The sequence below is a fragment of the Clostridium kluyveri genome, from assembly GCF_001902295.1.
Classification (GTDB): domain Bacteria; phylum Bacillota; class Clostridia; order Clostridiales; family Clostridiaceae; genus Clostridium_B; species Clostridium_B kluyveri_B.
Map to the genome: position 1 here is coordinate 2,419,394 of NZ_CP018335.1, position 22,612 is coordinate 2,442,005.

19 protein-coding genes and 1 riboswitch are annotated in these 22,612 nt (G+C 32.9%); of the genes, 2 read left to right on the top strand and 17 right to left on the bottom strand.

The features are described from left to right. Positions 1-53: 53 nt before the first annotated feature. From BS101_RS11630 to BS101_RS11640, 3 genes are all read right to left on the bottom strand, one after another. On the bottom strand, positions 54-1,898 hold the full coding sequence (locus BS101_RS11630) for an ABC transporter ATP-binding protein (protein ID WP_073538974.1): 1,845 nt from the start codon (positions 1,896-1,898) through the stop codon (positions 54-56). Between the two features lies 1 nt (position 1,899). After that, positions 1,900-3,618: an ABC transporter ATP-binding protein gene (locus BS101_RS11635; protein WP_073538975.1), complete on the bottom strand. Its 1,719-nt coding sequence runs from the start codon at positions 3,616-3,618 to the stop codon at positions 1,900-1,902. Between the two features lie 297 nt (positions 3,619-3,915). Continuing rightward, a complete protein-coding gene (locus BS101_RS11640) occupies positions 3,916-5,094 on the bottom strand; it encodes an IS110 family transposase (RefSeq protein ID WP_073538976.1) in 1,179 nt (392 codons plus the stop codon). A 260-nt stretch (positions 5,095-5,354) separates the two neighbouring features. Between BS101_RS11640 and BS101_RS11645 the strand changes: the two genes are divergently transcribed. Further along, on the top strand, positions 5,355-5,741 hold the full coding sequence (locus tag BS101_RS11645; protein ID WP_156876032.1) for a hypothetical protein: 387 nt from the start codon (positions 5,355-5,357) through the stop codon (positions 5,739-5,741). Positions 5,742-6,006: 265 nt separating this feature from the next. Here BS101_RS11645 and BS101_RS11650 read toward each other — a convergent pair whose 3' ends face one another. The 12 genes from BS101_RS11650 to BS101_RS11705 form a co-directional block, all read right to left on the bottom strand. Beyond that, complete coding sequence (locus BS101_RS11650; protein WP_073538977.1) at positions 6,007-6,807, bottom strand: ABC transporter ATP-binding protein; 801 nt, start codon at positions 6,805-6,807, stop codon at positions 6,007-6,009. After that, positions 6,783-7,835, bottom strand: coding sequence for an ABC transporter permease (locus BS101_RS11655; protein ID WP_083585707.1), 1,053 nt, complete (start codon positions 7,833-7,835; stop codon positions 6,783-6,785). The genes BS101_RS11650 and BS101_RS11655 overlap by 25 nt, the downstream gene beginning before the upstream one ends. Before the next feature lie 44 nt (positions 7,836-7,879). Continuing rightward, a complete protein-coding gene (locus BS101_RS11660) occupies positions 7,880-8,881 on the bottom strand; it encodes an ABC transporter substrate-binding protein (protein ID WP_073538978.1) in 1,002 nt (333 codons plus the stop codon). An 18-nt stretch (positions 8,882-8,899) separates the two neighbouring features. Continuing rightward, complete coding sequence (locus tag BS101_RS11665) at positions 8,900-10,228, bottom strand: O-acetylhomoserine aminocarboxypropyltransferase/cysteine synthase family protein (protein ID WP_073538979.1); 1,329 nt, start codon at positions 10,226-10,228, stop codon at positions 8,900-8,902. A gap of 129 nt (positions 10,229-10,357) precedes the next feature. Continuing rightward, a complete protein-coding gene (locus tag BS101_RS11670; RefSeq protein ID WP_073538980.1) occupies positions 10,358-11,356 on the bottom strand; it encodes an alpha/beta fold hydrolase in 999 nt (332 codons plus the stop codon). Positions 11,357-11,390: 34 nt separating this feature from the next. After that, positions 11,391-12,689: an O-acetylhomoserine aminocarboxypropyltransferase/cysteine synthase family protein gene (locus tag BS101_RS11675; protein WP_073538981.1), complete on the bottom strand. Its 1,299-nt coding sequence runs from the start codon at positions 12,687-12,689 to the stop codon at positions 11,391-11,393. A gap of 69 nt (positions 12,690-12,758) precedes the next feature. Further along, entirely contained in the window at positions 12,759-13,244 is a 486-nt protein-coding gene (gene msrA, locus BS101_RS11680) for a peptide-methionine (S)-S-oxide reductase MsrA (protein ID WP_073538982.1), read from the bottom strand. A gap of 83 nt (positions 13,245-13,327) precedes the next feature. Further along, positions 13,328-14,311 carry an ABC transporter permease gene (locus tag BS101_RS11685; RefSeq protein ID WP_073538983.1) on the bottom strand — a complete coding sequence of 328 codons (984 nt, stop codon included), beginning with the start codon at positions 14,309-14,311 and terminating at the stop codon, positions 13,328-13,330. Positions 14,312-14,315: 4 nt separating this feature from the next. Further along, positions 14,316-15,302, bottom strand: a complete 987-nt coding sequence (locus BS101_RS11690) for an ABC transporter permease (RefSeq protein WP_073538984.1) — start codon at positions 15,300-15,302, stop codon at positions 14,316-14,318. Then, the gene (locus BS101_RS11695) at positions 15,277-16,800 is read right to left on the bottom strand and encodes a sugar ABC transporter ATP-binding protein (protein WP_073538985.1); all 1,524 of its coding nucleotides are present in this window, start codon (positions 16,798-16,800) and stop codon (positions 15,277-15,279) included. Before BS101_RS11695 ends, BS101_RS11690 begins: the two co-directional genes overlap by 26 nt. 78 nt (positions 16,801-16,878) lie before the next feature. Continuing rightward, positions 16,879-17,961, bottom strand: coding sequence for a sugar ABC transporter substrate-binding protein (locus BS101_RS11700; RefSeq protein ID WP_083585708.1), 1,083 nt, complete (start codon positions 17,959-17,961; stop codon positions 16,879-16,881). Positions 17,962-18,205: 244 nt separating this feature from the next. Further along, positions 18,206-18,314: riboswitch (SAM riboswitch) on the bottom strand. Positions 18,315-18,440: 126 nt separating this feature from the next. Further along, positions 18,441-20,012 carry an Ig-like domain-containing protein gene (locus BS101_RS11705; protein WP_073538986.1) on the bottom strand — a complete coding sequence of 524 codons (1,572 nt, stop codon included), beginning with the start codon at positions 20,010-20,012 and terminating at the stop codon, positions 18,441-18,443. A gap of 234 nt (positions 20,013-20,246) precedes the next feature. Here BS101_RS11705 and BS101_RS11710 point away from each other — a divergent pair, with 234 nt between their 5' ends. Next, positions 20,247-20,849, top strand: a complete 603-nt coding sequence (locus BS101_RS11710; RefSeq protein ID WP_073538987.1) for an Hsp20/alpha crystallin family protein — start codon at positions 20,247-20,249, stop codon at positions 20,847-20,849. Between the two features lie 122 nt (positions 20,850-20,971). Here the strand turns inward: BS101_RS11710 and BS101_RS11715 are convergent, their stop codons facing one another. Together BS101_RS11715 and BS101_RS11720 are read right to left on the bottom strand one after the other, a co-directional pair. Further along, positions 20,972-21,469 carry a GNAT family N-acetyltransferase gene (locus BS101_RS11715; protein ID WP_073538988.1) on the bottom strand — a complete coding sequence of 166 codons (498 nt, stop codon included), beginning with the start codon at positions 21,467-21,469 and terminating at the stop codon, positions 20,972-20,974. A 19-nt stretch (positions 21,470-21,488) separates the two neighbouring features. After that, positions 21,489-22,607: a 5-methyltetrahydropteroyltriglutamate--homocysteine S-methyltransferase gene (locus tag BS101_RS11720; protein ID WP_073538989.1), complete on the bottom strand. Its 1,119-nt coding sequence runs from the start codon at positions 22,605-22,607 to the stop codon at positions 21,489-21,491. Between the last annotated feature and the right edge of the window lie 5 nt (positions 22,608-22,612).

Sequence of the window (22,612 nt, forward strand, 5' to 3'; positions counted from 1 at the left end):
ACTTTAATGTAATTTGTCTCTTTCTGGATTGTTATTGATTTTAACATACCTTATTAACTATTAATCAACTGGTTACAGTACATATTGTAATATATGCCCTTTTTCCCTATTAAATCACTATGATTTCCCACTTCTACTATTGTTCCTCCATCTATTACCATTATAATATCTGAATCTCTAATAGTACTCAATCTATGGGCAATTATAAAACTGGTTCTTTTCCGTATAAGATTACGCATGGCTCTTTGTATTTTAAGTTCCGTTCTTGTATCCACATTACTTGTAGCTTCATCTAAAACAAGTATGGAAGGATCTGAAAGTATAGCTCTTGCTATAGCTATTAGCTGCCTCTCTCCCTGACTTAAATTACTTCCCCCTTCCTGTAACATAGTATCATACTTATGAGGAAATTTCTCAATAAACTGATTTGCACCTGCTGCCTGTGCTGCCTCTTTAACCTGAGAAAAATCTGCATCCAATCTACCATATTTAATATTTTCAAGTATTGTACCTGTAAAAAGATAGGTATCTTGAAGAACTATGCCAAAACACTTTCTAAGACTATCTCTTGTATAATTTCTTATATCTATTTCATCGATTAAAATTCTCCCACTGGATACATCATAAAACCTGACAAGCAAATTTACAATAGTTGTCTTCCCTGCTCCTGTAGGTCCAACAAGGGCAACACTTGTGCCCTGATTAATATTAAAATTTATATCGTTTAATATTAGAAAATCTTTTCTATAACTAAAATTTACATTTTCAAAAGTAACCTGTCCGCTTGTATTTTCAAGAGTTACAGCTTCAGCAGTGTCTTTTATCTCCTCTTTTTCATCCAATATATCAAATACTCTCTCGGCACCGGCAACAGCAGACTGAAGTGTATTAAATATGCTGGCTATATCATTTAATGGTCTTGCAAATTGTCTGGAATAACTTAGAAAACTGGCTATAATTCCTATGGTTATAATATTTTTTACAGCCAGAATCCCCCCTACACCAGCTACAGCAGCAAAACCTATATTGTTTATTACATTCATAATAGGCATTAAGAATCCGGACCAAATTTGAGCTTTCAATCCTACCTGACTTAAACTGTAATTTATTTTTTTAAATTCTTCTATAGCCTTCTGCTCATGGTTGAAAGCTTTTACTACATGGATGCCGGATATATTCTCCTCTATATGTCCATTGAGTTTTCCAAGCTGTACCTGCTGTTCTTTAAATAATACACTGGTATTTTTTGCGATACCCTTAGTAAGAAAAAACACCATAGGCACTGTAATAAGAGTTACAAAAGTCAAAATAGGACTTAAAATAAGCATCATAATAAAAGATCCTAACACTGTCACTACTGCTGACATAAGTTGAGTAGTGGATTGAGATATGGTAGAACTTACATTTTCTATATCATTAGTCAATCTGCTCATTATTTCTCCATGAGTATTCATATCAAAAAAAGAAATTGGTAATTTTTGAAGTTTGTCAAATAAGCTTCTTCTAAGATTCATCACTATTTTCTGAGCAGTACCAGCCATGAGCCACCCCTGAAAAAAAGTCAAAATGGCATCTAATACATATGTAAATAAAAGCAATATAACCATTACAGATAGTATATCAAAATTCACTTTTCCCCTTAATTCTGACATAGCATCAATAGACTTTCCTATAAGATAGGGTCCAAGAAGCCCTATGATAGAATCTATTATTACAAATATAAATATTATAACTAAAAGTTTTCTTTCACTTCCAAAATACTTCCAAAGTCTAAATAATGTTTTCTTAAAATTTTTTGGTTTTTCCACAGGACCAATACTTCCTCTTCCTCTTACTCCTCTTCTCGGTCCCAGAGGCATTTTTATATCACTCTTATTATATTTGTCCCTCTCACCCATATTAAATTACCTCCTTTCCAACCTGAGACAAGAAAATATCTTTATAAACTTCACAATTTTTCATAAGCTGGCCATGGTTTCCCATACCCACCAACTTTCCTTCATCCAGCACGATTATCTTATCTGCAGATATTACAGATGATATTTTCTGGGCAATTATTATACAAGTCAAATTATTTGAATATTTTTTAAGCTTTTCTCTTATCTTAACTTCGGTTGATGCATCTACAGCACTTGTACAATCATCCAGTATGAGTATTTCAGGTTTTTTAATCAAGGCTCGAGCTATGGAAACCCGCTGTTTTTGACCTCCTGAAAAATTCACTCCTCCCTGTCCAAGTTTTGTATTGTATTGTTCCGGAAATCCAGAGATAAACTCATCCGCTTCTGCAATTTCAGCTGCCTTCTTAACCTCTTCCAGCGAGGCATTCTCTTTACCCCATCTTATATTTTCCAGAACACTTCCTGTAAACAGCATTGTCTTCTGGGGTACAAGGGCTATTTTTTCTCTTAAAATTCTTTTATTTATATCCCGTACATCTACTCCATCAACTTTTACCCTACCAGAGACAGCATCATAAAATCCTGGAATAAGATTTACAAGACTGCTTTTGCCTGAACCTGTAGCTCCAATAATGCCTAAGGTTTCCCCTTGCATGCAGGTAAAACTAATATTATGGATAACTTCATGGCCGTTTGCATAAGAAAAACTCACATCTTCAAAATCTACCCTTCCAATTTCTCTTAAATTTGAAACACCTTCATTAAAATTAATACTGCTTTTTTCCTCAATTATTTCAAAAATACGTATTGCAGAAGCTTTAGATCTTACAAACATATTAAAAACTGCAGATATCATCATAATTGAAAATAATATTTGGGTCATATAATTTGTAAATGCAATTATTTGTCCTACCTGCATACTTCCACTGTTGACATATTTTCCTCCAATCCACAAAACACATGCTATTCCTATATTTATAACCAGGCTTCTAGTAGGAGAAAATACAGCCATTACACGCATTGCAAGGGCAGATAATCTTCCTAATTCCTCGTTTGCCTCTTTAAATCTTTCATTTTCATAATCAAACCTGTTGAAGGCTTTTACTACCCTTACACCAGATAAATACTCTCTCATCACAGAATTTACCCTATCTAAAGCTATCTGAACCTTCATAAAATACGGGTATCCTATATTCATATTGAAAAATATAAATACAGCTACAATTGGTATTACAATGAAAAGTATTACTGCCAGGTGTAAATCAAGCCTTGATGCCATAATAATACTTCCAATACACACAAGAGGTGATTTTACAAATATTCTCATAAGCCCATTTACAAAATTTTGCACTTGAGTCACATCATTTGTAAGACGTGTTATAAGAGAACTATTTTCAAATTTATCAATGCTGTCAAAAGAAAAACTTTGAATCTTTTCAAATAAATCTGCCCTTAACTCCGCACTAAATTTTTGAGACACCCTCCCAGATAGTATATTGCGTCCCGAGGCTCCCAATGCCCCTACAACTGTGACCATAAGCATTATCAAACCTTTTTGAATTACATAGTCCATCTGTTTGTTTGCCACACCTATATCAACTATTTTGGACATTATAGTAGGCTGCATTAAATCACATAATGCCTCAATAGAAAGAAAAAATATAGCAAGGCAGAATCCTTTCCAGTAATTATTTATATATTTTTTCATCAATTCCAATTTATACACCCCTAACATTACTCTATCCATTAATAATATTATTTCTATAAAATAAATTCAAATATAATATTTAAAATAATGCAAAAATGAAGATTATATTGTATAATTATCTAAAAATATATTGTTTTATTATGTAAACTCATATTTGATTCTAAAATTTTATTCCCAGAGACTAACTATATGAAGTCAAGTTAAAAATCAAAAGATTTTTATAGTTATTTAATTGAAAAAAGAAAGCATGACAAAAAGAGCAATGGAAAATTGCTTTTTGAAAAATATTAATTTTTATGGATAAGTTTATATTTGTGGAGCAAAAGTTGCATTGGTCTTTAGAAGATGAAATATTATACGTATCAATTTTTTAGCAACATGGCTCATGGCAACATAATAGTGCTTGCCTTCAGAGCGTTTCTTCGACAAATATGCAGAGAAAGTGGCATCTCTCATTGAAACAGTTCTCCCAGCCATAAGTATGGCCCATCTAAGGTAGGCAGAACCCCGTTTGACCATGGGTGTATGGGATGCAGTGTACTTTCCAGATTGATAGGTGGAGGGATCTAATCCGGCAAAGGCCAGGAGTTTACAGGGAGTGGTGAATCTTTTAATATCGCCGATTTCTGCCAATATTATAGCTGCCAGGGTATATGAAATTCCTGGAATACTAATAAGTGGGGAATTGATCTCAACAACGATTTCTTTTATGAGAAGCTCTAAGGAATCAATCTCGTGTTGTACTGACTGTATTAACCTAATGGTTTGCTTGAGTTCAAAACTTAGAGACCTTGAGTTAGTGCCAATAGAATTTGCAGCAGACTCCTTTAGAGAAATAGCTTTATCTTTTCCATACTTGCCCTTGGAAGCTGTATTTAGTATGTTTGTTAGCTTGGTCAGGTGGCAGGCAGCTATATCTTTTGGGCTTGGAAGTATGGATAAAAGGGCATAGGAAGAAGATTGATGAATTGACCAAAAAAGATCGGGCAGCTCGGGGAACATAATATCTACCAATCTATTGACAGATGTTTTCAACTTAGACCTATATCCAATTAAGCGATATCTATGCCTGGTTAATGACTTTAGCTCTTGAATCTGGTATGATACAGGAGAATAGGATTTTGTATCATCAGAAAAGAGCATTTTAGCAATAACCAATGCATCCGTTTTATCAGTCTTAGTTTTTCTAAGAGACTGGGCTTTACGGAAGAGATTTGTAGCTAAAGGGTTGAGAATGGAGAGCTTGAAGCCTTTAGCATACAAAAAGTTTTGGAGATTGGTGCTGTAATGACCTGTTGATTCAAGTCCTATTTTTACGTTGGAAATATCCTTGTCAGGCAGAATGGAAAGTATTGAAGAATAAAGTAATTCAAACCCTTGACGGGAATTGGATATACGTAAAGAATCATTATAAACAACACCATCTGAATCTATAATACAGCAATCATGTTTGTTTTTTGCTATATCTATACCAATATAAATCATAAGAACAACTCCTTTATAGTATTATACGCCATGTTCCACAAATCTCATGCAAATGTATCCTTGCTATATATAAAACGTCATGCGTTATCTAACTAATTAACAGATAAGCATAAGACAGTGGTTAGATCCTCAATTAAAATAGTCCAGCTATAGGTGATAAAACTAATCCACAGCGTCTTATGATAATTATAGTAAAAATCTCTAAGAAAGGAAAAGTATAATGAATTTTTACTATATGTTCATTATACAAGGTGATAACTTTGAACAAATTTTTAAATAAAATTTCCTATTATTTCAGAGACAGCTATGGTATGGATAAACTTTCTAAACATCTTTATATTGGAGGAATTATAATTCTCCTTATAAGACCTGCCTACACATTAGGGCTTGTATTTATAATATACAGCAGCTGGAGATGTATTTCAAAGAATAAATATAAAAGGTTCACGGAGTTACAGGCTTATGAGAATTTTATTTCGCCTTTAATTTATAAAGTAAAAAATTTTATAAATTCAAATAATCCACATAATCCCTATAAAGTATTCAAATGTCCAAATTGTGCTCAAAAATTGAGAGTACCAAAAAAAAAGGGGAGAATAACTATAACCTGCAAAAACTGCGGAACTTCATTTAAAGGTAAATCTTGATAACCTGACATAGGTAAAATAATTGAAGGGTTTATATTAATTTTTCTCATTGGACTAAAATTTAGGTGAGCATTTTCTCAATTAATAATGCTCACCTTACATCTTATTATATAATTTATCCGATCGCTACCATTGCTAACACCCCATCTTCTATCAAAATGGAGGATAAGCAGTGCTACGCGCCTGGATAAGTTCTTCTAAGGTTCAGCTGGAGAAAAGCAGTTCTTATAAGCAAACTCCACCTGAACCTAAGAATCACTTGATTTTAATGTTTATTGGCTAAATGTAACTTTTCAAGTATTTGTTTTCTGATCTCAATAAATTCGGATTCATTTCTATTTCTAGGCCTGTTAATTTTTACTTCTACCACATCCTCTATTTTTCCTGGACGTGGAGTCATAATTACTATTCTATCACTGAGATAAATTGCCTCATCTACATCATGGGTAACAAGCACTATAGTTGTTCCTCTTTTTTGCCAGAGTTCTATTAATTTATCCTGTAAATCCATTCTCGTAAAAGCATCCAACGCACCTAAAGGTTCGTCAAGAAGCAGTACTTTGGGATTATTTATAAGTGCACGGGCAAGAGAAGCTCTTTGGGCCATCCCTCCTGAAACCTGGTGAGGATATGATTTCTCAAATCCCTGAAGTCCTGTAAGTTTTATATATTCTTCAACTTCACCTTTATGTTCTCTATAAATCTTTCTGGCCTTAAGTCCTGCTGCAATATTATTTTCAATGGTTTCCCAGGGAAATAAATTTGCCTGTTGAAATACATATCCTCTTTCAAAATTAGTGCTTTCTATCTTTTTATCATCTAAAAACAACTCTCCAGACTGAGGCTTATCAAGGCCTGCTATAAGTCTCATAAGCGTTGTCTTGCCGCACCCGGATGATCCTACAAATGAAATAAACTCTCCCGCTCTAATACTTAGATTTACATTACGCAAGGCTTCAACTAAATTGCCATTTGCATCTATATAAGTTCTATCTACATTTTTTATTTCAATAGCAGCATTATTGAAAGCTGGAGATTTTTTCATTTTAACAGCCCCCTTTGCCATATAAGTACCTTATCTCTAATTTTAAATATAATTGCCAATACAATAGAAAAAACTACTGCCATTATGACTATGGCCGCATAAACTTTTGCATAATTCGACCAGCCTTTAGCCCAGTTTATATACCACCCCAGCCCTGCCTTTGCTCCTACCATTTCAGAAACCACAAGTGTAGTAAATGAAAGTCCTGTAGCTGTATAAATACCTGTAAATATGGATGGCATAGCACCGGGTATAGCTATTTTAAATATTAAGAATTTTTCATCTGCTCCAAGGGTTTTAGCTGCTTCAAAATAGGATTTAGGTATATTTTCTATACCTCCAGAAGCCATAAAAGCCACTGGAAACCATACACAAAGTACAATTAGAGCTGCCTCTGAAACCAAAGTTGATGGAAATATTACCATTACTACAGGTATCCATGCTACTGCAGGAACTACTCCTATGACTTTAAGTACAGGGAAAAACCAATAATACCATTGTCTGTACCATCCCATTAGAATTCCTGTTACCAATCCTAAAAATGTTCCTACTATAAAACCTATAACTAAAAGTCTCATGGAATAAGCAGTACTCATCAAAAGTGTACTCCAATCTTCAACAATTACCTGAATTATCTGAGCTGGTCCAGGGAAAAATGGCAGAGGCAGTATATTAGTTTTAGTAGACAATATATCCCATGCTGTAAATCCAATTCCTATAGCAAAATAAAATTGGGCTTTATGATTAAATTTTGCTCTTAGTTTTTCATTTGAAAAGGATATGATATATGTTATTCCCAGGTAAACTATAAAGAGTATCAGCATAACTCTATAGGGTAGTAAATTAACTTCCTGCACTGTAGGCAGTGCAAAATTTTCAATTAAAGCTACAATAAAAACAACAATTTGTAAAACTGTCCAAACTTTTGATCTGGGTTTCCAGTTTACTGTATCAGGCGCTCTTACTACATTTATTTTATCAGTGCCCTCTGGTAAAATTTTTGATTTGGATATAGCCTTTGAACTCACCAATTCACTTAAAATGCTCACTTTAATTCTCCTTCCTACTATATATGTGAAAATATGCCAATACTTTACTTGCCTGATGCATCATAATATACATCATTGGCAAATTTTTCAGGATCTGTATCCTTTTTTAAGAATCCAGTTTTATTTAACTGTCCTACAAAATATTTAACATCTTCTTTTGCAGCATCTGTAGTATATTGAAAATCATAATTTTTTATAAGTTCAGTAACAAGTTTTACATCCGTAGTTGATACATATTTTTTATCAACTTCAATTTTGGCAGCTTCTTCTGGATTCTTTGCTATCCAGTCATCTGCCTCTTTATATGCTCTTACAAGAGCTGCAATTTTTTCCGGATTCTCTTTGATTTCTTTATTAGATGCATATAAAAAACAACATGATTTTCCTTTAAACAATGGATCCTGTGCAATATCCGTTATAACTTTATAGTTATTATCTCGTTCAGCTAGGGTGGCAAATGGATCCCATGCAGCAAAAGCATCCACATCGCCTTTATCTACAGCTTTTGTCAATTGATCAAGTGGATAAGGTATCCATTTAACATCTTTGGTTGGATCAATTCCCGCATTAGCCAGTACAAGAGTGGTAATAGCCATTGGAGTTCCTCCTATTTCATCCACCCCTATTCTCTTTCCCTTCAAATCATTTGCAGTTTTTATAGGGGAATTAGGAGGTACAACCAATTTAATACAACCTTTATGCAGCCCACCTATAACTTTAATATCAAGGCCTTGTTGAACTGAAGGAAAAAATTGAAAATCACCATTGGTAACAGTAAACCCACCACTTGCAAGTCCGGTTTTTTGTTCTTCAAATGTTCCACTTACAAGAGTTACATCAAATCCTTCTTTAGCAAAGAATCCTTTTTCCTTGGCTATATAAGCTGGAGCACCACAAACTCCTCCTCCAAGAGCCTGAATTTGAAGTTTTCCATATTTGTATTTTCCTGTAGATCCAGTAGAAGAGTTATTTTGCCCACATGCAGTAAAAACTGGAATAGAAGCTGCTATTAAAAAAATAGCAGCTAAATTTTTAAATCTTTTCATGATAATCCCCTCATCTTTCTATTTTAATACTTCCTGAAGCTCTTCTGAGAAGGTTTTTTCAAATGCCTGCTCCAAATCCCAAATAAGATCTTCTGCATCTTCAAGTCCTATGGAAAGCCTTATTGTATTGGATTCTATATGTGAAAATTCTTTTTCCTTCGGAGTAAGCTCACTGTGAGTTGTCTTAGGTGAATTTACAATGAGAGATCTAGAATCGCCTATATTGGCATGATAACTAAATAATTTTATTGAATTTAAAAATTTATCTATTTGATCATCTGTGCCTTTAAGTCCAAAGGAAAATACAGAGCCAGCTCCTTTAGGCAAGTATTTTTTACTGAGTTCTTTATAGGGACTATCATTTAACGAAGGATATTTTATCCACTGAACATTACTGTTTTCTTGTAAATAGCTAATTATTTTTTTAGTATTTGACAACTGCTTTTCTATTCTTTCAGATAAGGTTTCCAGGCCCAATAACACCAGATAAGCATCAAAAGGACTAAGTGCTGCACCAAAATAATTCAAATAATTAAGTCTTATTCTCGTGATAAATGGAAAATCTGGGAATACCTCAATAAAATTCCTCGCTCTACCTTCAGGGTTTCTTAGAGTATAGTAAGGTTCCAAAAATTGTGGAAACTTGCCACTTTCCCAATTAAATTTGCCACTTTCCAGTATAATTCCAGCAATTACATTGCCATGACCATTAAGTGCTTTGGTAGCTGAATAAATTACAATATCGGCGCCATATTTTATTGGATTAAGAAGATATGGTGTAGCTAGTGTATTATCTACAATAAGTGGTATATCATGTTCATGCGCTACTTTTGCAATTTTTTCTATATCTGCTACAGCAGCATTTGGATTACTTATGCTTTCTACGAATATAGCCTTAGTATCCGGCTTTATTTGTTTTGCAAGAGCTTCTGGATTATTGAAATCATCAAACTTATCTATTTCAATACCAAATTTAGGATATAACTTTTTAAAACCATCCAATGTTCCTCCATAAAGATAAGGAGTTGTAAGTATCCTTCCTCCATCTTCAGCTACATTAAGAAGTGTATAGGTTATAGCGGCCATACCGGAACTTAGTGCAATGGCTGCTGCTGCTCCATCTAAAGCAGCAACCCTTTTTTCTAATACTTCAACTGTGGGATTACTAAGTCTTGAATAGATAAATCCCAGTTCTGAAAATGAGAACAATCTTCCTGCCCTGTCTGTACTTCCTAAATCAAATGCTGCAGTTTCATAGATTGGAACTGATACAGAGTGATTATGTTCTTTAGAATTATAACCTCCTCTTATTTTTATGGTATCAAATCTTAAATTTTCTTCTGACATTAAAAAACCCCCTTAAAAATTTATTAAAATTAATTTTATATAAAAAGGCCGCATCTTTTTAGGGATGCAGCCTCTGGTTTACCAGTGAGCTTTGCAAATATTATTTTTTAAAATTATATATTATTTTAATTATATATGATTATATAGCCAATTATGCAAATCCTTTATTACTTCGTCTCTATTTACCTCTCTAAGCATTTCATGCCTTCCATTTTCATATATCTTATAAGTTGCATCTTTAATACCATATTGTTTATATATTTTAAACAGTTCCTTTATACCCTTTCCATTATCTCCAAAGGGATCTTTACTCCCGGATATTGAAAATATAGGTAAGTCCTTAGGTATTCTTTCCACAACAGAAGGCTTGTGTATATCCTTTAAAGAATTAAATAAATCCTCAAAATAGCCGACCTTATATTCTACTGCAGCATAAGGAGAATTTAATGTATCCTCAAGCATTTTAGAATCACTTGTCAGCCAATCATAATCTGTTTTAGAAGGTTGAAATTCATCATTAAAATGCTCAAAAAATATATTTGAAGCTTCAATACTCACAGCCTTTCTTCCAATCTTTTTTGCCTCTTTACTTGCTGTTTCAATTAACTCTGCTATTTTTTTTATGTGAATCGGGCCTGTAGTCCCAGAATATATGATTCCATTTACCTCACTGCCATATTTATAGGCATATATCTGAGCTAAAACTGAACCTAAACTGTGGCCCAAAAGAAAATTTGGCAATGACGGGTTCTGCCTTTTTATAATATCCGTCAACAACTTTATATCTTCAACCATCCAATTTACTCCATCTTCTCCCATATATCCTGCATTTTCTGCATAGGATGGTTCATTTATGTCTCCTGCTGTTCTACCATGTCCACGTCCCTCATTAATATATACAATAAAACCAGCTTTAACCATCTCCTGGCTAAATTCTCTATAATAATCAGTAGTTTCTCCCATACCATGGGCTACTTGTATAACACCATATATATCTTTATCTTTAGTCGGATACCACTTTTCAGTAAAAATATCCACCCCCTGAGCATCCTTATAAAAGAATGTTTCAGATATATATACAGTATTTGATTTCACATTTGGAGTTACTTCTATATTATTTATACCCATATATTACACCTCTGTATTTTTAAAATTACCTATTTCAGACTTTATCTAAAGCCTGCTGAAAATCTGCTATTATATCTTCAATATCTTCGATTCCTACAGATACCCTGATTAATTCAGGTGTTACTCCTGCTTCTCTTTGTTGTTCTTCCGACAATGCCAAATGGGTTGTACTTGCAGGATGGATCACATAGGTTCTTACATCACCTAAATTAACAACTATAGAAGCTAATTTTAAATTTTCTCCTAAAGTTTTTGCCGCTTCAATTCCTCCCTTTACCCCAAAGGTTAAAATTCCACTTGCTCCTCCATTTAAATACTTTTTTGCTCTTTCATATTCTGGATCCCATTCCAGATAGGGATATCTAACCCATTGAATTTTAGGATGATTTGAAAGGTATTTAGCTAGATTTAAAGCATTATATGAATGTCTTTCCATTCTTAAATGTAGTGTTTCCAATCCCAGATTTGTTAAAAATGCATTAAATGGAGCTGGCGCTGCACCAAATTCTTCAACTAAATTGGTTCTTAATTTTCCTGAGAAAGCACGTTTTCCGAATTCATTGACAAATATCACGTTGTAGGGACCAGTGGGAGTAGTATAATCGGGAAATTTTCCATTTGCCCAATTAAAGTTTCCCCCATCAATAATTATTCCTCCAAGAGACACTGCATGCCCGTCTGAGTATTTAGTAGTAGAATGAACCACTATATTTGCTCCATATTCAAAGGGATTTATAAGATAAGGTGTTGCTATAGTGTTATCAACGATAAACGGTATATCCAATTTTACTGCCGCAGAAGAAAATTTATCAAAATCCAATACATTAAGTCCTGGATTTCCTATGGTTTCCCCAAATATCAGTTTAGTATTTTCTGTTGCTGCCTCTAAAATCTCTTCTTCAGAAGCTGTGGGGTCTACAAAGGATACATTAATCCCTAACTTAGGTATAATCGTATTAAAAAGATTATATGTACCTCCATATAGATTTGAATTTGCAATAATGTGATCTCCTGAATTTGCAATATTTATTATGGAATAGACTACTGCTGATTGTCCCGACGCAGTGGCAATTGCTTCAACACCACCTTGTAATTCTACATATTTTTTTTCAAGTGTTGTCACCGTTGGATTTCCTACTCTCGTGTACAGATATCCTCCTTGTTTATTTAATGCTGTTACATCTGCACTTACTGCCGCTACATTTGCCACTTCATCAAAAGTGTCATATTTATATGATGTACTTTGAACTATTGAAGCTACCCTTGGATCACCTGACTTAGGCGAATATCCTCCCTGTACTGCTTTTGTTCCTATTTTAAATTTTTCACTCATGAAAATCTCCTCTTTTCTAAATTTAGATATATTTTACAAGACATAGTAGATGTATGTGCACATTAGTTTTTATTTTACTAATAATTCTTTTGGAATATGGCAATATCCATTTGGATTTTTATCCAAATACTTTTGATGATATTCCTCTGCATCATAAAAATTTTTTAGAGGTTCTACTTCAGTTACAATAATCTTTTTATATTTTCTCTGCTCATTTTCCTTGGACTTTTTTATTACTTCAACATCTTTTCCATCAAAATAATAAATTCCTGTACGATATTGAGTACCTATATCATGTCCCTGTCTATCTTTTACTGTTGGATCAATTACCTTCCAATAATTACTAAGTAGTTGCTCTAATTTTATGATATTATCATCATATTCTATATAACAAGCTTCTGCAAAACCTGTATTATTTTTGCATACTAGTCCATAGGTTGGATTTTTTGTATTGCCATTAGCATATCCAACTTTAGTATAGACGACACCATCTATTGTATTAAAATAAGCTTCAATCCCCCAAAAACAACCTCCTGCTAAAACAATTTTTCCCATAAATTTAACCTCCCTGCATAATTTATAATTTTTTACTTTTTATGATTTTTAACTCAGATGCCATTTAAAATAAATAAAATAACTTAGACAACAGAAGCTTTTCTAATAAAAATGACTCTATAAGAATTTAATATTAATACAGAAAACATTAACAACCCATGAGCTACACTTTGCCAATAAAAATTAATCTCCTCTAAACTAAGACCATTGGATACAACTCCATAAAATATTACTCCAACCAATGTACCTGGTACATCTACAAAACCCTTCTCATTTAAAGTACTTCCAATAAAAACCGCACCTATAGCATCCATCAGATAGTAGCTTCCACTAAGGGGAACATAAGATTTTACTGCAGAAGCTCCAACTATTCCAGCTAATGCACAGATTACACTACATAGTACAAAAGCATAAAAGGTATATTTTTTTACGGGAACACCAGAAAGCTTCGCGGCTTCACTTTGAGAGCCAATGGCATATAAATATCTGCCCAATATGGTTTTCTTCAACAAAAAATGTACAAGTACTGATACCAAAATAGCTAAAATTACAGAAAATTTAAAATCAATTTGCCCTCCCCATTTTTGTACCACAAATATACTTCCATCTCCTAAAAATTTAAATACTCCATCCATCTCTGGCATATATACAGGTGTTCCTCCTTTAGTAATAATTTTTTCTATACTTTGTCCTATAAAAAGAGTTCCCAGTGTAGCTAAAAATATGGTAATCTTAACCTTCAACACCAAAAAGCTATTAAAAGCTCCTACAATAGCCCCTGAAAGCAGTCCAAAAATAATGGCTATTAGCCATCCAGAACCTGCTTCTAATAACAACACAGATACCATGCCTCCAATATCAAATGCCACAGCTACAGAAAGATCTATTCCTCCTGCTGCAACGACTAGACACAATCCTACAGATACTAAAGCAAGTATAGCTGATTGACTGAAAATATTTATTAAATTACCAGGATTCAAAAAATCAGGAGTAGTTACAGAAAGTCCTATAATTAATAATAATAATGCTATTATAGTGCTATATCGTATTAAAATATTTTTCAACATATTTTTAATTTAACCTCCTTTGCTGTGTAGTAGTAATTGCTACCGCCATCAATATTAAGACACCTTTAACTGCATAAACCCAATATGTTGGAACATTTATTAAGGTAAATCCATTTGTAAGCATTTCAACAAATAATGCACTAAGAATCGTACCTGGAATATTGGGTACAGAAGTATGTGAAAAAATAGCACTCATGTAAGCTGAAAGTAATATATCAAATAACATGACATCTCCTATTCCAGGCACACTGCCAGATAGCCGAGAAGCAGCTAGTACACCTGCAATTAATGCACTTATTGATGCAATAATATAAGTTAAAGATAAAATAAACTTTACATTAATACCTGATATTGTTGCAGCTTCAGGATTTCCTCCTACAGCATTTATCCAATTTCCAAATGCTGATTTATTTAAAAGTATATACAATATTATTTCAACTAATATAAATACCCAAACTGAACTTGGCAAGAATAAAAAACTTCCACTTGATAAAAATTGAAATATAGGATTAGACACATCTATGGGCTTATTGCCAGAAATAAGCAGTTCAGTTCCTTGTAATAAATACATCATTGACAATGTTGCAAGTAAAGGGATTATTTTAAGTTTTACAATCATAAAAGAATTTATAAATCCTATAAATAAACTGCAAACTACACTTATTCCTATTATCACTAAAAAAGAATAGTTTTTGCTTATTAAATAAGTTATAATAACACTGCTGATTGCAAGATTATTTCCTAGTGATAGATCGATTCCTCCTCTGATAACATGAGTACCGCCTCCAATTAATATTATAGTCATTCCAGAGGCAACAATTCCTAAGACACTAGCTTGATTCAATATATTTAATATGTTTTGCAATTGTAAAAAAGATGGTGAAATAATTGAAAATACTATAGCCAGAACAATAAATATTATATATCCACAATATTTAAATAAAATATTAGTAAACTTTAAGGACTTAGCATTTACTGCCAATTGAGTCATTTTTATTTCCCCCCATCATAGAAATAAATACTTCATTTGTTGTTATACTATTTCCATCAAATTCATTTATAACTTTTCCTCTATACATTACTAAAATACGATCAGACAATCCCACTAACTCCTGTATATCTTGTGAAATTAATATTATTCCTGCTCCTTGTTCGGCCATTTCACTTATAATAGAGTAAATCTCTACTTTTGCACCTACATCAACTCCTGAAGTTAACTCATTTAATATAAAAAGCTTAGAATCGCTATTTAGCCACTTTCCAATGGCAACTTTTTGTTGATTTCCACCACTGAGCAGACCGGCAGCCGTTTCCTGACTAAAAGTACGAATTCCTAATTTTTCTATCAGTTCATGTACCTTGTCATGTTCATATGTATTGTTAATTATTCCTTTGTCACTTATTTTTTTTAAGCTTGAAATAGTTATATTTTCTCGAACAGACATATTTTGAATTACACCTAACTTTCGTCTATCCTCAGGTATATATGCAATTCCCAGCGCTACTGATTTTTCAGGACTATTTTTTAATAATTGTCTCCCATTAAATTCTACAGCTCCACCAACTATTCCACTGCTATCATAAATAGCTTTGCCTACGTCAGTATGTCCAGATCCCATCAACCCTGTTATACCGATTATTTCCCCGCTATGAACTTGAAAACTCACATCAGTAAATTGCCCACTATGAGTCAATCCTTTCACATTTAACAGAACTTCTTTTTTCCATCTTTTTTTAGGTGGAAACTGATTTTCTATGTTTCGGCCAATCATCATAACTACAATATCCTTAACTTCCAGTCCGTTACAATCCATAGTTTTAACTTTTGTACCATTTCTGAGAACCGTAATCCTATGGCATAAATCTAACACTTCACCTAAGTAATGGGATATATAAATAACTGCAATTTTTTTACCTAATTCTCGTATAATTGAAAATAGTCTGTCTGCCTCTTGTTTTGGAAGCACTGCAGTAGGTTCATCGAAAACAATTATTTTAGGGTCATTAAGTAATGCACGGCAAATCTGAATTAACTGCTGTTCACCTACAGTTAAATTACCCATTAATCTATTTCCTGAAATAACAATTCCTAATTTTTCTTTTAAAATTACCTCAGCCTCTTTTTCCATTGATTTTCTATTCAATAATTTAAGATGAGAATATGTAGGCTCAATACCTAAAAATAGAGACTCTGCAACAGTTAGATGAGGAACTATATATCTTTCTTGATGAATAAAATGTATTTTCATCTTATCTACAATCTTCGTTGTTAAATGCTCTTTAATTTCCCCATTAAATTTAATCTGTCCACTATCTTGACTATAAATTCCTGCGAGTATTTTCATTAAAGTAGATTTTCCAGCTCCATTTTCTCCCACAATTCCATGAATTTCAGCATTACGGATTTGTAAAGTAACATTTTCAAGAGCCTTAACTCCTGGGAATTCTTTTTGTATATTTATCATCTCTAAAATATATTCTTCACTCATAAAATTTAACTATTCTCCTTTTAACCGCATATTATTATTTCAAGAGGATAGAAAATTTTCTATCCTCCATTTGGAATTTTATTTTTTATCATTAAATAAAATTTTTTCTGCCTCTTCCACATTATCCTTTGTCACAAGATATGGTTCCATATAAACTGACCTTGGAACTTCTTCACCATTTAAATATCGTGCCATTGAATCAATTACAGCTTGACCAATCTTATAAGGCTGTTGGGCCATATCTGCTGCAAAAGGAGAATCTTTATCTGCAAGTACTTTAATTGCATCAGGATCACCATCTACAGCATAAACCTTTATGTCAGTTCTTCCTGCTGCCACTAGGGCTTGAGAAGCTCCAATAGCAGGAATATCCCAACCTGCCCAAATAGCTTTCAGGTCACCTTTTTTAGGATACTTTATTAATAAATCCTGAACTTTCTTTTTGGAATCTTCAATAGTACCATTAATAATATCCTGCAGCTCTGGTTGAATAAATTCAATTTGAGGATAATCCTTGGCTACATATTTCATTTCATCATAGCGAATAGCTAAAGTTCTTTCACCATAGAATCCATTAAAGACTGCTATCTTTCCCTTTCCACCTATATCTTCAAACATCTTACGAGCTAATTCTTCTCCAATCCGATAGTTATCTGAAGAGGAATTAGTAATACTATATTCGCTAGGATGATCAACCGTAAATAATGGAATATTGGCAGCACGTACTTCTTTAAGTATAGGCGCATACACTTTTGTATCACCAAGTTGCTTAATTATTGCATCAGGTTTTTGAGTAATTAAATTTTTAATATCCCCTATATGTTTTTGCGCATTACGTTCACCATTAACTGAAATAGCTGTGCCACCAAGCTCTTTTATTCTATCAAGCTGTCCTTGATATGCCTGCCTCTCCCAATTATTGCTTATTCCTTCTATAGCAACTCCTATTTTCTTACCCTTAAGAGAAGGTACTGATTTGTTATCAATAGGACTGGTAACAGCGGAACTGCTGGAATTTTTATTACTGGAAGTATTTTGTTTACTTGTGTCACCAGAATTTTTATTAGATGTTGTTGTATTTGAGCATCCTGAAAAAAATACTATAGATAAGACTATCATACTTGCATAATAAAATAATTTAAATCTTCCATTCTTTTTCATCCCTTTTTCCTCCATTTACTTCATCAACTGTTATACACATTATTTCTTTTATTATTGATGGATAATATGTTAAAATACATATGTAGCAAAAACAAATATGTAGCAAAAACAAAAAGGTCAAATTTCACATACCATAGAGATTAATAAAAACTCTATAATAAATAAAATTTGACCTCCAGTTTGTCTAGCCAATCAAATAAAAAAACTTTCTACAGAGAAACTATAGAAAGTATATTAACTGTTTCTCTCATCTTTCAGGTTTAACCTGCTGGAATTAGCACCATTGAATATATATAAAATATTCAGGTTGCCGAGTATCATAGGGCCAGTCCCTCCACTACTCTTGATAAGAAATTTTCTTTTAAATTTTAACCGGTTAACTTTTAAATTTGTAGTTAATAATATACTTTTTTAATCATTTTGTCAATAGTAAATTAAAGCATATAAAGAGACAGGATAGTAATTCCTGTCTTACATGTTTAACTACTCAACTTATCCCCTTCACTGATTAAAAAATCCTGACATGTACTGCCTAACTCATCAAAGGACCATAATCCAGTAGAATTGAATTTATACCCAGCATAAGTTTCATAGTCACTGTAGTCCACATTATAGCTTTGTATTAAAGGATATATAGGCTTGTCCAGGCCATAGTATTGGTAATCCTGAATCATTTTATCCATACACGCAGTGACCGACCATTTCATTTCTCCCCAGTAACACTGCGGAGCAGCAAAATCGCAATATTTATTAAAAACTGAATAAGGTATATCCTGGTGATAACTTGCTATTGGAAAAGTAGTATATCCAATAATAGCATTAGGGCATTTACTCCTTACAATCTGGCATATTTCTTCTGCTTGTTTTGTCTTACCTGACACAGCATCTTCAGGATCAAAAACATAATAATCGCTATTATTAAGGGCATCTACTATTATATTAGCTTCTCCTTCAACATCATCAAAATGGTTATATCCCCAGGTACCTACTTTAAATCCTGCTTCTTTAAAATTGTTGACATACTTCAAAAAATCCTCTCTAAAATTCATACCTCCACCGGAAGCCCTTTCCCCTTCATTATACTTAATACAAACATTAGCTATTCCCAATGATTTTAATTTGGATATTAAATTATCTATACCCCCATATGCATCCACTTCATTTTGAAGCTGCCATATCCATGCAGATGTAGAAGTGACACTTGATGGAGCAGTTTCCGCAGAAGCATTTATTATTAGATTTAAATTCACCTTTTTATCATATCCTTCAACCTGGCCTTGGTAAACATAACTTCCCGGTATATTTAAATTTCCAAGAGGGTTGTCCCAAGTAACATTTACAGACTTTTTTTCTCCATTAGACATGTTGGCAGTAACCACATCCGGCAATTGATAGCTATCCCTTTGATTTATAGATACACTTATGTCATTTATTGAGGTTATTATTGAACCGGTCTTAAAAGTCATACTAAAGGAAGCTTTTAAAGTTCTATTATATGCAGACATCAATCCAGTACCTACACTTAACAGATACTCGTTGTCTGGAGCATAGGAGGAAGTACTGCTTGATATATTCACATAAAAATTGTTCTCGCTTAATGATATATTTATTGGAACTTCTTTATCAGTTTTTTTGTCTACAATCTTTATGTTTTCCTCAGCGGAAGATAAAACTATAGGCTGATTGAATTGTATTCTCCAGGTTTTATTTACTGATACATCATTAGCCTCATCCACATTGGATGCTGAAATAACAAAATTATTCTCTACGATGGTAGAACTAGAAGAACTTTGTGATATCGAATTCTCACTCATATTTTTTTCATAAGAACCAGACACATTCTGGGACGTTGAGGATTTGGCTCCGCTCTGAACTAACGAAGAATTGTCACCATCCTGTGGGCTTTGAGTATTAGATGCATTCTGAATTGATGTAGTTTGAACTTCAGAGGTAGGGGAAACATTATCTGCTAGTACTAAATTACATGGATTTAGCTGATACATCGCAATAATACTTGCAAACATTAAAAAATTTTTTAGTATTTTAACCAATTTTCTCTCTTCTTTCTATGTATGTAAATTTTAAAAAACACCTTTTTTCATTTTATTACTTTAAAATGAACTTTTTATAAACATAATATAGATATTTTGTTACAAAAGTAAATTAATTCTTTAAAAAATAAATTTTATAATTTATTATAATAAATTTTTATTTTTGAATAATTTCTCTTTTAATATGTAATAATAATTACTGTAAAAATCAAAAAAATTCAGGAGGTATAAATAATGATACAAATGAACACTAATACTTTAAATGAACAGAGAGTCAATACACAACAGCTAAGATTTACCCCAATATCATCAAACCACTTAAATTCATGTACTGCTTGTAACTACGGACTTCCTATGCAATCTTATAATAACCCTCAAGCCATGGGAACTCAGATGATGAGTTGTGGAATTAGTCCTTATCAGATGATCACACAACCATATACCTTATCATACCAGGGTACCCAGATGAGAAGTGGAAATTTTAACAACATGGTTCACCATCATCCAATCACAAGAAGCATTATGGTTCAGCCTACGGTAGATATTTCAGAAACATCTAGTGACATTATGATATCTGCATATGTATCAAATGCACCATTAAATGATTTAAATCTCAATGTTAGTAATGATTCATTAACCATTTCAGGCACACTGTCAAATGGAATCAACCATTTTGTACTAAATAGGACAGTTCCTCTTTCCACCAGTGTAAGAGCAGAAGCTCTAGAGGCTACTCTGCAAAGCGGAGTTCTTGAAATCAGATTGCCAAAATCAGAAAAACTCGCTAGAACAGTTCATACTTGTCAAAACACCGGCAATATGATAACAAATAATTAATTCTATATGTACTTTTAATTATTTAAAAGAGTGCCCTACATAAAGAAAATTCTATTAAAATTGGAGCTGTTGGAATATTTTTTACCTACAGCTTCAATTTTATTTGCCTATATTTTAGATATTTACTCCTCATTAAATTCTAAAATCATATCATACCATTTAGCTCCTCCATGTACTGATTTTGATATCCCTTTATTTTTATATCCAAATTTTTCATAATATTCAATAAGATTATCTTTACAGGTTAATATAATTCCTTTACGTCCTGACAATTTTGATGATTTTATCATATAATTCATCAACTGTGTAGCAATTCCCTTATGACGATAATTTGGCACTACATCGAGTCCAAAAATAGTCTGATAGTCTCCTTCTGGCACATGTAATGCAGAATCCTTATAGAGTTTATCATAGATAACAGTACCATTTATCACACATCCATTTATAAATCCAATTATTTCATTATGGATTTCTGCTACAAAAAAGCTCTCTGGGAATGTTTTAATACGCTCTTTTAAAGATGATTTCGCAGCCGCTTCTGCTTGTGGAAAACACTCTGCCTCCACTTTTGCTACTGGGTCTAAATCATTTATATTTACTTTTCTAATTGTAATATTCATTATAACCTTCCTCTCAAAATTATTGAATCCAAATCTCCTTTGCAGTTTCAACAATAAGTTCCAGTTTAGCCCACTGCTCTTCTTCTGTAATCAGATTACCTTCTTCTGTAGATGCAAAACCACACTGTGGACTCAAGCAGAGCTTATCTATATCTACATACTTACAGGCTTCAAAAATACGAGCTTTTAATTCTTCTTTACTTTCAAGACCTCCATGTTTTGTAGTAACAAGTCCTAATACTACTATTTGATCTTTTACAAACCTTAATGGAGAAAAATCTCCTGAACGTTCATTATCATATTCAAGAAAAAAAGCATCTACCTTGGTATTTGAAAAAAGTTCCCTAGAAACAGGTTCATACCCACCTGCTGCAAACCACATAGAATGAAAATTTCCTCTACATATGTGAAGTGCAATTGTCATATCCTTAGGGCAGCACGAAATTGATTCATTAATCAACCTCACATAATCTTTGGCCAGTTTATCTGGATCTACACCTAATTCCACATACCGCTTTCTGTGAATTTCACTGCACAATGTACCCCAGGTGGTATCATCCAGCTGAAGATACCTGCATCCAGCGTCATAAAAGGCTTTTATGGCATGTTTATAGACATCAATGATATCACAGAGAAATTTTTCATTATCTTTATAAAATCTATTTGAATTATAACTTTCTACAAAATGAAAGAGCGCAGGAGAAGGTATTGAAAATTTAGGAATACACCCCTCTGTAATACCCTTTAAATATTTAAAATCATCAATCATGGGATGATTTTTAAACTTTATATTGTCAATAACACGAAATGTTTCAGCTTTCATGAGTTTATTGTAAGAATTGCTGCCTTGACTTATTTTAATCCTTTCAGTTCCTTTGATTCCCAAAAAAAAATCCAGATGCCACCATCCCCGCCTGAACTCTCCATCAGTAACAGCTCTCAGTCCTATTTTTTTTTGTTTTTTTACAAGTTTTGCAATTTCTATATCTTCCACTTTTTTAAGTTCTTCTTTTGAGATTTCTTTTTTCTCATATTGTCTTCGAGCTAATCTTATTTCTTCTGGGCGCAAAAAACTTCCTACAATATCATATCTATATGGGGGAACATCTCTTTTTCTTCCTATAACTTGATTATTCATAATTT